The sequence below is a fragment of the Thermococcus thermotolerans genome, assembly GCF_024707485.1.
Lineage (GTDB): Archaea > Methanobacteriota_B > Thermococci > Thermococcales > Thermococcaceae > Thermococcus > Thermococcus thermotolerans.
The window spans coordinates 1,180,707-1,193,602 of record NZ_CP102602.1; the positions used below are offsets into that span (position 1 = coordinate 1,180,707).

Here is a 12,896-nt window from a genome sequence, read left to right on the forward strand (position 1 = left end):
AGGGCATGAGCGAGAAGAAGGTTGACTTTTACGATTTCGAAGGCTTACTCGATAAGGCTTACGATGAACTGCCGGAGAACGTCAAGCATCACACTTCCCGTTTCGAGGTTCCGGCAGCGATAGTCACGATAGCCGGAAACAGGACGATAATCGAGAACTTTGTGGACATAGCCGAGGCCATGAACCGCGACCCGAACCACCTGCTCAAGTTCATCCTGCGCGAGGTAGCGACGGCAGGAACACTCGAAGGAAGGCGCGTCGTCCTTCAGGGACGCTTTACGCCGTACCTTATAGGCAACAAGATGAAGAAGTACCTCAAGGACTACGTCATCTGTCCGGTCTGCGGAAGTCCGGATACAAAGATTATGAAGCGCGGACGCTTCCACTTCCTAAAGTGCGAGGCCTGTGGTGCAGAAACTCCAATCCAGCACCTCTGAGGCCATTTTTCTTTTCCAAATTTGCCGGCCGATAAAAACTCTTTTAAACTTTACAAACTACAAGTAGGCGACACCTCAGCACCCAGGGGGAGTTCTCATGAGCATGGAAGAGAAAGTTAACGACCTGTATGAGAGAAAAAGGAAGATTCTTGAGATGGGCGGCGAAAAGGCCGTCGAAAAACAGCACGCTAAAGGAAAGCTGACCGCACGCGAGAGGATCGAGAAGCTCCTCGACCCGGGAAGCTTCGTTGAAATAGGTGCGTTCGTCAGACACCGCGGAACGGAGTTCGGCATGGACAAGAAGGAGCTGCCCGCGGACGGCGTCATCACCGGTTACGGTACCATCGATGGAAGGCTCGTTTTTGTGTTTGCCCAGGACTTCACAGTCATGGGCGGTTCCCTCGGTGAGATGCACGCGGCAAAGATAAAGCGCATCATGGAGCTTGCCCTCGAAGCCGGAGCACCGGTGATAGGCCTCAACGACTCCGGCGGAGCGAGAATCCAGGAGGGCGTCGACTCGCTCAAGGGCTACGGCGAGATCTTCAAGATGAACACCATTCTCAGCGGTGTCGTTCCGCAGATTACAGCAATTATGGGTCCCTGTGCGGGCGGAGCCGTCTACAGTCCGGCCATAGGAGACTTCATCCTCATGGTGGACAACCCGGCAAGCTTCATGTTCATCACCGGCCCTCAGGTCGTTAAAGCCGTTACCGGCGTCGAGGTCACCCCGATACAGCTCGGCGGTGCTATGGTCCACGCCCAGCGCTCCGGGCAGGCCCACCTTATCGGAAAGAGCGATGAGGAGGTTCTGGCACTCATAAGGAGACTCATAAGTTACCTCCCGTCCAACAACATGGAGAAGCCGCCGCGCGTCAAGACGAATGATTTGCCCTTCAGGAAGACAGAGAACCTCTACTCCATCGTCCCGGACGACCCGAACAAGGGCTACGATGTGAGGCAGGTCATCTACGAGATAGTCGACAGGGACGAGAACGGCAACCCGGACTTCCTTGAAATACTGCCATACTTCGCCCCGAACGCGGTCGTTGGATTCGGAAGGATGAACGGCCAGACCGTCGGTATAGTTGCTAACAACCCGATACACTTCGCCGGCGTTCTCGACATAGACAGCTCCGACAAGATCGCTAGGTTTGTTAGAACCTGCGACGCATTCAACATCCCGATAGTCACCCTAGTTGACGTTCCGGGCTACCTGCCTGGAACCCAGCAGGAGTACGGCGGAATCATAAGGCATGGGGCTAAAGTCCTCTACGCCTACGCGGAAGCTACCGTCCCGATGGTGACGATTATCCTCAGGAAGGCCTACGGTGGGGCGTACCTCGCGATGGGAAGCAAGCACCTCGGAGCGGACTTCGTCTTCGCCTGGCCCACCGCAGAGATAGCGGTCATGGGGCCTGAAGGAGCGGCGAACATCATATTCAGGAAAGAAATCGCTGCGGCCGAGAACCCGGAGGAGGTTCGCCAGCAGAAGATAGCCGAATACCGCGAGCGCTTCGCCAACCCGTACGTTGCCGCGGCGAGGGGCTACATAGACGACGTTATCGACCCCGCCGAGACCAGGGCAAAGATAATCCTCGCCCTTGAGGCCATGGAGAGCAAGCGCGTCAAGCTCCCGCCGAAGAAGCACGGCAACATACCGCTGTGAGGTGTTAGGGATGGTATCAATGGCAGAGTTTATGGAGGGCCTGAACATCACGGCCCTCGGAGTGACGGTGGTCTTCGCCGTCCTCACCATTTTGGCACTGGTGCTCTACTTCGTCGGCTGGCTGGAGAGGCGGCTTATTGAGAGGGAAGAAACCGCCGCGCCGGTTTCAGCAGCTCCCGAAGTCAGAGAGATCGAGGAGGAGAAGCCGGCCATACCGCCGAAAGACCTCGCGGTCATAACGGCGGCCATACTCGCGTACACCGCTGAGAAGGCCTCACAGCTCAGGCCCATCCCGTTCAAGAGGAAAGTTTCAGATGCATGGCGCCTCTACGGCGTCCAGTCGAGCATGGAGGAAGTTGAGGACTTCAACTATGAACTTGGGAAGTGGTAAAGATGGCGAAGGTTAAGGTCATCGTTGATGGTATCGAGTACGAGGTTGAGGTTGAGGAACTCGGAATGGGCAGATTCAGGGTTGCCTTTGAGGAAAAGGAATATACCGTCGAAGCTAAGGGGCTCGGGATAGACGTGAGCGCCCTGAGCGCGGCTCCAGCTGCCACCGCCGCCCAGGTTCCTGTGGCTCCTGCTCCAGCTCCGGCCGCTCCCGCCGCGCCAACTCCAGCTCCAGCCGGAGAGGGTGCCGTTACAGCCCCAATGCCCGGCAAAATCCTCAAGATCCTCGTCAAAGAAGGCGAGAGCGTCAAAACCGGCCAAGGACTACTCATCCTCGAAGCAATGAAAATGGAGAACGAAATCCCAGCACCAAAAGACGGAGTCGTAAAGAAAATCCTAATCAAAGAAGGCGACACAGTCGACACAGGACAAGCACTAATAGAGCTCGGGTGATGGGTGATGGCAGCACTGGAGCAGGCGATAATAGACTTCTTCGAACACATGGGATTGCTCAACCTCACCGCGGGAAACATAATCATGATAATCGTCGGTCTGACGCTGGTGTATCTGGCCATCAGATACGGGATGGAGCCCCTCCTGCTGCTCCCGATAGGCATCAGCGCGGTTCTCGTCAACCTGCCGCTGAGCCACCTCGTCAACTGGCCGGTGGCACCGCAGCTTCCCCCTGGAATGGAGGAGAACATATTCGCCACGATGGCATATCTCAACCAGCAGTACGGACCGCCGGGGCTCTTCGACCTGATATACTACCTGCTGATAAAGACGGAGATAGTGCCGTTGCTGATATTCTTCGGTCTCGGTGCAATGACCGATTTCGGCCCCATGATAGCCGACCCCAAGACGGCACTCCTCGGTGCAGCTGCCCAGATAGGTGTTTTCATAGCCATGCTGACTGCAATAGCCCTCGGATTTTCACTGAATGAAGCCGCCTCGATTGGTATCATCGGTGGCGCCGATGGGCCGACAACGATATACCTCACAACGAAGCTCGCGCCCCACATCCTGGGTGCGACGGCAGTTGCTGCTTACAGCTACATGAGCCTGGTTCCGCTCATCCAGCCACCGGTCATAAAGGCGCTGACCAGCAAGGAAGAAAGGAGGATACGAATGGAACAGCTCAGGCCAGTGTCCAAGAGGGAGAAAATCATCTTCCCGATAGTCAGCATGATAGTTATAGCACTCCTCGTTCCGACGGCGGCACCGCTCGTCGGGATGCTCATGATAGGAAACCTCTTCAGGGAGAGCGGCGTCGTTGAGAGGCTCAGCAAAGCGGCCCAGGAGGAGCTGATGAACATCGTCACGATATTCCTTGGCCTTGGCGTCGGCTCCACCATGCGTGCCGACAGCTTCCTCACGGCACAGACCCTCATGATCCTGGGACTGGGAATAGTCGCCTTTACCAGCGCCACCGCCGGAGGCGTGCTCCTCGGAAAACTCATGATGAAGCTCTCGGGAGGCAAGATAAACCCGATGATTGGCGCTGCTGGAGTTTCAGCGGTTCCAATGAGCGCGCGCGTCGTCCAGAGGATGGCCAGTGAGGAAGACCCCGGGAACTTCCTCCTCATGCACGCAATGGGCCCGAACGTTGCCGGTGTCATTGGAACGGCCGTCGCGGCTGGAGTGCTCCTCTCTGTTCTGGGCTGAGGTCTTCCCATCTTTTTGTCAATTTTTGAATGAAAAGCTTAAAATAGGAGAAGGGCCCTTTAACTTAAAGCGGTGGTGAAAGAAATGCGCGTGAAGACTTTGATGACCCCTGATCCGGTCGTGATAGAGCTTCCGGCGACGAGGGAGTATGCCCTCAGCCTCTTTAAAAAGCATAAAGTAAGGTCATTTCCTGTTATCAACAAAAACACCAAAGCTCTCGCAGGGATTATAAGTATAAAACGTGTCCTCCTCCACCCCGACGAGGAGCAGCTCGCCATGCTCATAAGGAGGGAAGTGCCCACCGTCAAACCCAACGATGACCTCAAAAAAGCTGTTCGGGCAATGCTTGAGATGGACTACAGGCGCGTCGTGATTGTGGACGAGGGGAAGAGGGTTCTGGGAATACTTACCGTTGGAGACATCGTGAGGCGCTATCTGGCAAAAAACGAGAAGCTGAAGAATGTGACGATTGAGAAGTACTACCAGAAGAACGTCGGTCTCGTCTGGCAGGGCACTCCCCTCAAGGCAGCACTCAAGGCGCTCCTGCTCTGCAACGCCATGGCAATTCCGGTTATAGACGATGAGGGCAACCTCGTGGGGATGGTCGACGAAACCGACCTCCTCAAGGACAGCGAGGTTGTGAGGGTCATGAAGCAGACGGCGCTGGCGGCCTCAAGTGAGGAGGACTGGATACTGGAGAGCAATCCGACACTGCTCTTTGAGAAGGCAGAGCTCCAGCTTCCCAAGAAGCCCGTGTCCGAGATAATGAACCGCGAGCTCGTAGTTGCGACGCCCCACATGAGCGTCTACGACGTCGCCCAGAAGATGGTGCAGTACCACATCGAGCAACTCCCGGTCATCAGGGGCGAGGGCGAGCTCGTGGGCATCATCAGGGACATGGACATCATAAAGGTCATCCTTAACAAGTGAGTTCCCTGCTTTAATCTCTCTTTTCTTGAGGGTGGTGCCTGTGAAGGAGATAAAGCTCTCCATTTTCGGCTTTGGAAACGTTGGGAGGGCCGTTGTAAGGGTTTTGCTGGAGAAGGGGGCGCTCTTCCGAGAGAAATACGGGGTAGAATTCAAGATTGTGAGCGTGGCAGATACCAGCGGAGTTGTCTGGCTTCCAGAGGGCATAGACCCCAGGGAGGCGCTCATCATCAAAGAGAACTTCGGAAAACTATCGGCATGGACGAACGACTATGAGGTCTACAACTTTACACCCGGCGAAGCAGTCAGGGAGATAGATTCGGATATCGTTATAGACGTCACCAACGATAAAAACGCCCACACCTGGCATCTTGCTGCTCTGAAGGACGGCAAAGCCGTCGTCACGAGCAACAAACCGCCCCTAGCCTTTCACTACGCCGAGCTGATGAAGGAGGCTGAAGGGAGGAACCTGCCCTATCTCTTCGAGGCCACCGTGATGGCGGGGACGCCGATAATAACCCTCCTCCGCGATGGGCTGAAGGGAGACACCGTTGAGCGGATAGAGGCGGTTCTAAACGCCACAACCACGTTCATTCTAAGCCGGATGGAGGCAGGGCTTGATTTTGAGGAAGCACTAAGGGAAGCCCAGGCTCTCGGGATAGCCGAGCGTGACCCCAGCGGGGACATACTGGGAATAGACGCGGGATACAAAGCCACCATCCTGCACTGCCTTGCGTTTCACCCTCTGACGTTCGATAGGGTGAAAAGACGGGGAATAGGAGGGATAACCCCGGAGGAGGTCAGACGTGTCCAAGGAAGGGGGAACACCCTACGGCTCGTGGCAGAGGTTGAAGACGGAGCGGTCGCAGTGGAGCCCAGGGAAGTCCCGAGAAAGAGCCCCCTGGCTGTTGAAAGCCACGAGAATGCTGCGATAATAAAAACCGACCTGCTTGGAGAGCTGGTCATCAAAGGAGCTGGGGCTGGACTAAAAGAGACGGCGAGCGGTGTGGTGAGCGACATCATAAAGGCGGCTCTGAGGGTTTAGGGGAGCCTGACTTCCCCTTCTCCCTGTTCAGGGCAGAACGCCTCACGGAAGCAGTCCAACTTCCTCCTCTCTGTAAACGACCGCCACCCTTCCGTCCCTTACATCAAAGGCAAAATCGCCAAATTCGGAATAGTCCGACACGTTTCCGCGCCACACCCTTCTATTATCCCGAAAGACTTCCACCTCAAAGGCGGCTCCCCTTTTCCTGACCCGAACCTTGTAACCTCCAGCGATAACGATCCGTTCGAAGGAGAGGGCCAGGGCTATAAACCCGAAGATCACGAGGAACCGCCCCAAAAACTCAAACCCCTGCCAGAGGGCAACCACGGAAAGCAAGAGGGATAAAGCGGCCAACATAAGTCCCCTACGCCTGGAAGATACTTTGACCCGGGTCACCATAACCCCCATCAATGGTAATCATCGAAGGCTTTAAAAGATTATCCACGAGGGAAGGGCGGTGGGAACATGGAGCACGTGATAGCGCTCCACCAGGTCTACGCGGAGCTGATATTCCGCGGGCTTAAGACGGTAGAGCTGAGAAAGGCCAGGGCATTCAGTGAGGGGGACACCGTTTTCCTCTACGTGGCGAGGGGAAACCCCTATGAGCTTCGCGATACCCTCAGAAGGCTCGGTCTCCACGAGGAGCAGACGCTGACTCAGAGGGGAACGATAGCCGGCGGCTTCGAGGTGGGAGAGGTAATAAAGGCCGACCTCGACACGCTCTGGGAGATGACGAAGGAAACCAGCGGTTTGGCCCTTGTTCACGGCGAGAACGGGAAGCGCTGGCTGGGAGAGTACATCAAGGAGCACGGCTACGCCTTCACAATAGAGAGGCCTTTCCTCTTCAAAGAGCCGATGAGCAGGGAGGAGATGAGGGAGCGCTATGGAGTCCACGTTGAGGGCATAATCCACCTCTCAAGAAAAACCAGAAAGCCATGGGTGAGGGCCCTCATAGAGGATCTCCTCGCTAGAGATGCAGTATATCTCTAGCCACCCTTTTCTTCGTCCTCTTCCGGCTCAACGAGGACGTATGGGCCGAGACTGAGGCTCTTGATTTCCTCCTGCGTCAAAAGCCGGCTCTTTACCTTCTCGCCGATGAGGGCGCTGTTGCCGAGGGGATCCATGATCCTCACGGTGAGCGGTTTTTTGCCCTCCTTCACCTCTTCGATATAATCGAGTATCTCCTCGGCTTTTCTGACGGCCTCCTTATCCCCCTCCTGCTCTCTGAAGTGCTTGGCCATTATGAGGGTCTCACGAACCCTCTCAAGAACTCCCTCAACGTTGCTGACGAAGCCTTCAGCGGCAGGCCCGGGTTCTATCTTGACCCCTATCTCCTCCAGCTCGATGGTTCCGCTCTTGCTCCTGACGACGCGGGTGAAGAGGTCTTTTTCCTCCTCAATCTTCACGCTGTAGAGTTTCGGCGGTCTGTCCTCCAGTATCATGACGTCCGCGTTTCTATATCCACAACGCTCACAGATTATCGTGCTCTCCATGACCTTCCCGAAGTAGGGGATGTCGTGAACGTACTGGAGGGCCTTGAGAGTACCCTTGCCGCCGCAGATTGGACAGTTACCCAGCCGGATTTCCTGAATCTCACCTTCCCTCTCGGTCATCTCTCACCACCGAAGAATAGAGTCAGCCAACCCTTTATAAAATCGGTGGGTAGAAAAGAAAGGCCTCACTTGGCAATCCTTATGTCCGCCGGGACGAGAATCAGCTTTATCTCGTGCTTGCAGATTTTAGCGGCCTGTCCACCGAGGGCACTGACCATTCCCTTTATCTGCTCGGCGACCTTCTCAAGAACCTCCGGCTTGACCTCGAGCGGGGTGAGGTCGACCAGAATTATGTTGCCGTTCTGGAGCTCCTCTGAGATTCTCTCAAGGTCGGCATAGCTGGTAACGACGATCTTCTTGAGGTACCTGACCTGGGGCTTGACTATCTCCTTAGCAAGAACATCCTCCTCAAGAGGAATGACATCGATGTCACGCCTGGGAGCTACCTCCTTTTTAATCGCCGCGGGCGGCTTCTTCTTGGCCTTTTCGTCCTTCTTTTTGAGGCTGTCAAACAATCCCATAACTGTTCCCCCCAGTTAATCGTAAGGCTGGATTAATTTGGGCATTGGTGTTTATATCTCTTTCTGAAAACGTCCAAGATTCTAAATTATATCATACACGAAAGTGCATTAGCAATATTTAACACACAAGAAGTATATAGTAAAATTTATAAACTTCAACGTAATATTATCAACGGTGATATTATGATACAAAAGAAAATATTAGGAATAATTACAATTCTAATAGTGTTGTATAGCACCCATACAGTTGTAGCGACTCCATTTGGGATATTAAGTAAAGAGCTAACACAAACCGAGCTAGAGGAAATTGGAAAAGTTATTAGCGAATACCGAACATTGATATCAAAGGGAGGGCTTCTTAATGACATTAGGGCACAACTACTTCTTATTAGACATGGGATTAAAAAAGGCAAAACTAAAGAGTATGTTTACAGTTTTCCACGAATCTCAACGAAGAATGGAGAAGCCCATATTCTTGGTAGAGAAGAAATATTCCTTAAACTAGAAGTTACACCATATGCTTCATATTATTCTCCAAATTATGTATTTGTAGAATACCATTGGGAGTGGACAGATTCAATGGGAAGACCTGCCACTGAAGAATGGGGATGGAGAGGAAGTGAAGACCTTATTTATATCCCATATCCCAAGGGAATGCTCGAGGTAGTTCATGTATCTATAACTACAACACTAGGTGTGGGGGATAATGGCGGGGTAAGTTATATAGGAGAAAAAGAAGAAACAACAAGCACTATAATTAATGGTGTTAAAACAACAATGACCACAAAAACATATGCAGTAAAGGATGAGATTTTCAAGGGATCCATGACTATAATGTACAAAATACATCCAAACGTAAAAGGAGAGCAACTTGAATTTGGCATGAAATATGAACATACATATGGTAATACATTATTCTCATTACTAGACAATCCATGGTACAATTTTGCAGCGGGAGTCATAAGTTTGGGATTAGCACTGCTCGCAGCACCAGCAGTTATAACGTACACCGTAACAGCCTATACTCTTTCATCAGCTGCTGAAAGCTTATTAGACGGTTCATGGCCAGCATCTGCTAAAAGTTATAGATGGACTCTATAGACTGACCTTCTCTCGGCGTGAACGGCGAGGCTTTCAAAAGAAAAATGCAACAGAGTAACCACACAGTTTTTGTTTTTTCAACAACTATGTTATTATTTAGTTAGATAGGGGTGTTAAAATGACTCATACAGACTTGGTATCACTGGAAATCATGAGAAGTGCTGATTTTATTAAACAGGTAATAGCCTATGCCCTACTCTGTATTGGCAGGTTTTTCTTTCCGCATCCCGAAATAGAGACCGCCTTCTCAGCTGAGTTCTATGGAGCCGTTGCAGTTTATTTCATACTGACACTGGCACTTGTTTTCAGCTACGAGCTCCTTCATGATGCGTTCTCGACAAGGAGAGACGAGTTTTCAATGGCAACCCCCAAAGAAAAATGGGTGATGAGACTCCTAATTTCAGCATACTTTGCGTTCTTACTGGCCACACCCAATAAAGAAAAGAAGCTGATATTATTAATAGCATGGAGCTTTAGTATTGGGCTAGCATACCTCATTTCCAAAGTAAGGCTCAGGAAATTCTAAGAAACAGGAAAAATCAGAGGAAGATGTTCACTCGGCCTTAACGGCCTCAAGAACCTTCTCCCTTATCTCGGCGGCCTTCTTCAGGGCCAAATCTACTGCGTACATGACCTCCTCCAGTTTGAAGCTGCCTCCCTCGCTCTTCTGGACGGAGGAAATCATGCCGTTCTCGTCGGTGGTTATGGTTATCCTGCCGTCCATGACGCGCTCCTCGTCGAGGTTCGGGTCGGCCAGCAGGTTGCCGCCGATCTTGGCTATGGTCACCGGAATAGGCACTCTGCTTACCGGAAGCGGCTCGTACTCGTCGAGAACCTGAACCTCGTCCTTCTCCTCGTCGTAGATGACCTTCGGCATCTTCGTGCTCAGCAGGGCCGCTATGGCGCCAATTCCGCTGGCATCGAGGAGGTTTCCGTCGTAGTCGAGGACGTGGACGTCGATGAAGACAACGCGGACGAGCTTACCGGGGACGATGACGAGCTTCTCAAGCTCCACCGCCTGGCTCTCCCTTATGCCCCTGTCCACGACTCTGGCCAGCTCTATGGCGTTCTCGTCCGGCGGACCGGGTTCAAAGCTCGGGGAAGCGAGCGGCACGAGCTCGACGTTGGTGGTTATAACGCCCTTCTCGGGGAGGTCGGGGAAGGGCTCACCCATATCGACCTTTATGCCGACGAGAACCTGGGTGTTGCCGAGCCTCACCCACGCCGAACCTTCCGCCTTCTCAATGACGTTGACCCTGACCTCAAGGTCACGGTAGTCTTCAAGACCGCGGCCATCTATGCGCCTGCCCTCCTTGAGGAGGCTCAGGATGTGGTCGCGCATTATGCTGGCCATCACTTCCATCTCACTCACCTCCACCGACCTCCTCGGCTATTTTGAGGTACTTGACTTTCAGCGCCTCGCGCTGCTTCTGGTAGACTGCTTTAGCCCCCTTGATGGCGAGCCTCACTGCCTCGATGAACTCCTCCTTTGTCAGGTAGCCGTCCATCTGGAGGAGCGTTATGTCGTTCTTGAGGGGCATTATGGCCACTGGAACGTCAGCCTCGCCGTAGTTGTCCTCGTCCTTGTTGAGGTCGAGGACTATCTCGCCCTCTATCTTACCGGCGGCGCAGGCCGCGACCAGGTCTCTCATGGGCACTCCAGCGTCCGCCAGGGCGAGGGAAGCGGCGGTTATTCCGGCAACGCGCGTTCCGGCATCCGCCTGTAGAACCTCGATGAAGACGTCTATGGCAGTCCTTGGGAACATCTCAAGTAGGAGCGCAGGCTCAAGGGCGCCCCTTATGACCTTGCTTATCTCCACACTCCTCCTGTCAGGACCGGGCTTCTTCCTCTCCTCGACGCTGAAGGGAGCCATGTTGTACCTCACGCGGAGTATCGCCCTGTCTGGCCTCTGAAGGTGCTTGGGATGAATCTCCCTCGGTCCGTAAACAGCGGCAAGAACCTTGTTCTTGCCCCACTCAACGTAGGCAGAACCGTCGGCGTTCTTCAGCACGCCGACCTCCATCTTAATAGGCCTGAGTTCGTACTTCTTTCTCCCGTCTATCCTCTTTCCGTTCTCATCTATGAGCTTTAAACCCTCTGGCTTGCCCATCATTCTCCTTCACCCTCTCCAGCGGTTTGCTCCTCAATCCGGGGTATCTCTTCAACGACTCCCCGTTCCTTGAGCTCCTGGAGTCTCGTCATGAGAAGTTCCTTGACCCTGTCCGTGAGCCCCTGGGTGTGGCTTTCTCTGTCGACCTTGAGTATGGCCTCGATAGCGAGCCTCTCAAGCTCCCCCTTTCTGCCACTGACCCAGACCCAGCCGTTCTGGCCGACTATTATCCTCGTGTTTGTCAGCTTCTTGATGAGGTTGATCATCGAACCGCCCTTGCCGATGAGCCTAGGCACCTTGGAGGGCGTTATCTTGACTATCTGCCCTCCTCTGAGCGGGCCGCCCTTGAAGGGCATACCCTTCGTGGTCAGGTCTATCTGGTTTATCTCGTTGTACGCCTTTATCCTGGCGTAGATTATGTCACCGATGTCGAAAATCTTCCTCAGGTCGGTCTTCAGTATGTCTATGCGCTCCTCGACAGCGTCCTGGACACGCAGGTTGGCCTCGTAGGGTGCCCCTATGTCCACGCTCCAGTTGGAGAACCTGACGTCGGTTATCTTGCCGAGAACGTTGTCACCAACCTCGGGTATGTACGGGCCCTCAAGGGGTATCACCCGGATGGCGTCTCCCCTGATCTCCACCAGCCCGACGACGGTTGAGTATATCCTGTTGCCTTCCCTGAACGTCCCTCTTCCGCTCTTAAACGGCCCCTGGGCAAGCAGAGTCCCAGGGACGACAAGTTCCCTACTCTTTACAAAAATCCGTCTCATAGTCCCTTCCTCTCTATCAGTTTAGTTATCGCATTGCCCTTCGTGAGGGCGTTAAGCTTCTCATAGAACTCCTCCTCGACCCCTCCGGGGATCTCGATGAGGAACATCCACGAGCCGTCGCTGGCCCACTCTTCGCGCTTTATCGTTCCGAACTTCCTTACCTCACCGTATGCCCTGCCCACGTAGTCGCCCGGTATCTTAACGGCTATAACTTTCATCTCAAGCTTTATCGGGAGAAGTGGCCTTATGGCCTTGATAACCCCAGGTACCTGCGCTTCGGCATCCTTGAACAGGTCGATGTGGACTCCAGCCTCTTCCATTGCCCGGAGGATTCTATCAACGGGGTGAGGATAACCCGTTCTCGGGTCCACGGCGTGTCTGTGAATAATGGTGGCTATGTAGCGCCTCTTGTCCTCAAGCATCTGTCTCCTCTGCTCAGCGGTGAGCTGAACGTCGCCCTTCCTGAGGATTATCTTCGCCACCTCGTAGGGGTCGCTGGTGCCGAATATCTTCTCCATCTCGTGCTCGCTGGCCTTGTCGCCCTTATGGGCGTCCTTGAAAACGTAGGGAGTGGCGAGGATCTCCTCAACGGGGACGTCCTTGCCCTCCTTGAAGTCCCTGGCCAGGTACGGGTCAACGAGTATCTCAAACGTCTCGCCGTGCGTCTTCAGACGGGCGATGACGGCTTTATCAACGCTTATGGGCATCGC

General features: G+C 53.7%; 17 protein-coding genes. 10 read left to right on the forward strand and 7 right to left on the reverse strand.

Features of this window, described 5'->3' with window-relative positions:
- Nucleotides 1–5 precede the first annotated feature (5 nt).
- From NUS69_RS06770 to NUS69_RS06800, 7 genes are all read left to right on the forward strand, one after another.
- Entirely contained in the window at nucleotides 6–437 is a 432-nt protein-coding gene (locus tag NUS69_RS06770) for a translation initiation factor IF-2 subunit beta (protein WP_258083099.1), read from the forward strand.
- Between the two features lie 97 nt (nucleotides 438–534).
- Nucleotides 535–2,103, forward strand: coding sequence for a carboxyl transferase domain-containing protein (locus NUS69_RS06775; RefSeq protein ID WP_258083100.1), 1,569 nt, complete (start codon nucleotides 535–537; stop codon nucleotides 2,101–2,103).
- A 19-nt stretch (nucleotides 2,104–2,122) separates the two neighbouring features.
- Complete coding sequence (locus NUS69_RS06780; RefSeq protein ID WP_258085012.1) at nucleotides 2,123–2,494, forward strand: OadG family protein; 372 nt, start codon at nucleotides 2,123–2,125, stop codon at nucleotides 2,492–2,494.
- 2 nt (nucleotides 2,495–2,496) lie between these two features.
- Complete coding sequence (locus tag NUS69_RS06785) at nucleotides 2,497–2,946, forward strand: acetyl-CoA carboxylase biotin carboxyl carrier protein subunit (protein ID WP_258083101.1); 450 nt, start codon at nucleotides 2,497–2,499, stop codon at nucleotides 2,944–2,946.
- Between the two features lie 6 nt (nucleotides 2,947–2,952).
- Nucleotides 2,953–4,158, forward strand: a complete 1,206-nt coding sequence (locus tag NUS69_RS06790) for a sodium ion-translocating decarboxylase subunit beta (protein ID WP_258083102.1) — start codon at nucleotides 2,953–2,955, stop codon at nucleotides 4,156–4,158.
- A gap of 84 nt (nucleotides 4,159–4,242) precedes the next feature.
- Nucleotides 4,243–5,088 carry a CBS domain-containing protein gene (locus NUS69_RS06795; RefSeq protein WP_258085013.1) on the forward strand — a complete coding sequence of 282 codons (846 nt, stop codon included), beginning with the start codon at nucleotides 4,243–4,245 and terminating at the stop codon, nucleotides 5,086–5,088.
- A gap of 40 nt (nucleotides 5,089–5,128) precedes the next feature.
- Complete coding sequence (locus NUS69_RS06800) at nucleotides 5,129–6,130, forward strand: homoserine dehydrogenase (protein WP_258085014.1); 1,002 nt, start codon at nucleotides 5,129–5,131, stop codon at nucleotides 6,128–6,130.
- A 42-nt stretch (nucleotides 6,131–6,172) separates the two neighbouring features.
- On the opposite strand, the gene NUS69_RS06805 is transcribed toward NUS69_RS06800, so the two are convergent.
- Nucleotides 6,173–6,538 carry a hypothetical protein gene (locus NUS69_RS06805; RefSeq protein ID WP_258083103.1) on the reverse strand — a complete coding sequence of 122 codons (366 nt, stop codon included), beginning with the start codon at nucleotides 6,536–6,538 and terminating at the stop codon, nucleotides 6,173–6,175.
- Between the two features lie 57 nt (nucleotides 6,539–6,595).
- Between NUS69_RS06805 and NUS69_RS06810 the strand changes: the two genes are divergently transcribed.
- Nucleotides 6,596–7,120, forward strand: a complete 525-nt coding sequence (locus tag NUS69_RS06810; RefSeq protein ID WP_258083104.1) for an ASCH domain-containing protein — start codon at nucleotides 6,596–6,598, stop codon at nucleotides 7,118–7,120.
- Here the strand turns inward: NUS69_RS06810 and NUS69_RS06815 are convergent.
- Nucleotides 7,117–7,743: a ZPR1 zinc finger domain-containing protein gene (locus tag NUS69_RS06815; RefSeq protein ID WP_258083105.1), complete on the reverse strand. Its 627-nt coding sequence runs from the start codon at nucleotides 7,741–7,743 to the stop codon at nucleotides 7,117–7,119. The genes NUS69_RS06810 and NUS69_RS06815 overlap by 4 nt on opposite strands.
- A gap of 65 nt (nucleotides 7,744–7,808) precedes the next feature.
- Nucleotides 7,809–8,204 (reverse strand): cell division protein SepF, encoded by a 396-nt coding sequence (locus NUS69_RS06820; RefSeq protein ID WP_055429819.1) that lies wholly within the window; start codon nucleotides 8,202–8,204, stop codon nucleotides 7,809–7,811.
- 183 nt (nucleotides 8,205–8,387) lie between these two features.
- On the opposite strand from NUS69_RS06820, the gene NUS69_RS06825 reads away from it, so the two are divergent.
- Complete coding sequence (locus NUS69_RS06825) at nucleotides 8,388–9,305, forward strand: hypothetical protein (protein ID WP_258083106.1); 918 nt, start codon at nucleotides 8,388–8,390, stop codon at nucleotides 9,303–9,305.
- Between the two features lie 118 nt (nucleotides 9,306–9,423).
- The gene (locus NUS69_RS06830) at nucleotides 9,424–9,831 is read left to right on the forward strand and encodes a hypothetical protein (RefSeq protein WP_258083107.1); all 408 of its coding nucleotides are present in this window, start codon (nucleotides 9,424–9,426) and stop codon (nucleotides 9,829–9,831) included.
- Between the two features lie 27 nt (nucleotides 9,832–9,858).
- Here NUS69_RS06830 and rrp42 read toward each other — a convergent pair whose 3' ends face one another.
- From rrp42 to NUS69_RS06850, 4 genes are read right to left on the reverse strand one after another with little or no spacing between them, the layout of a single operon-like run.
- Nucleotides 9,859–10,668 (reverse strand): exosome complex protein Rrp42, encoded by an 810-nt coding sequence (gene rrp42 / locus NUS69_RS06835; RefSeq protein WP_258083108.1) that lies wholly within the window; start codon nucleotides 10,666–10,668, stop codon nucleotides 9,859–9,861.
- A 1-nt stretch (nucleotide 10,669) separates the two neighbouring features.
- The gene (rrp41, locus tag NUS69_RS06840; RefSeq protein ID WP_055429822.1) at nucleotides 10,670–11,419 is read right to left on the reverse strand and encodes an exosome complex exonuclease Rrp41; all 750 of its coding nucleotides are present in this window, start codon (nucleotides 11,417–11,419) and stop codon (nucleotides 10,670–10,672) included.
- Nucleotides 11,416–12,186, reverse strand: a complete 771-nt coding sequence (rrp4, locus tag NUS69_RS06845; protein WP_258083109.1) for an exosome complex RNA-binding protein Rrp4 — start codon at nucleotides 12,184–12,186, stop codon at nucleotides 11,416–11,418. The genes rrp41 and rrp4 overlap by 4 nt, the downstream gene beginning before the upstream one ends.
- Nucleotides 12,183–12,893: a ribosome assembly factor SBDS gene (locus NUS69_RS06850; protein ID WP_258083110.1), complete on the reverse strand. Its 711-nt coding sequence runs from the start codon at nucleotides 12,891–12,893 to the stop codon at nucleotides 12,183–12,185. Before NUS69_RS06850 ends, rrp4 begins: the two co-directional genes overlap by 4 nt.
- Between the last annotated feature and the right edge of the window lie 3 nt (nucleotides 12,894–12,896).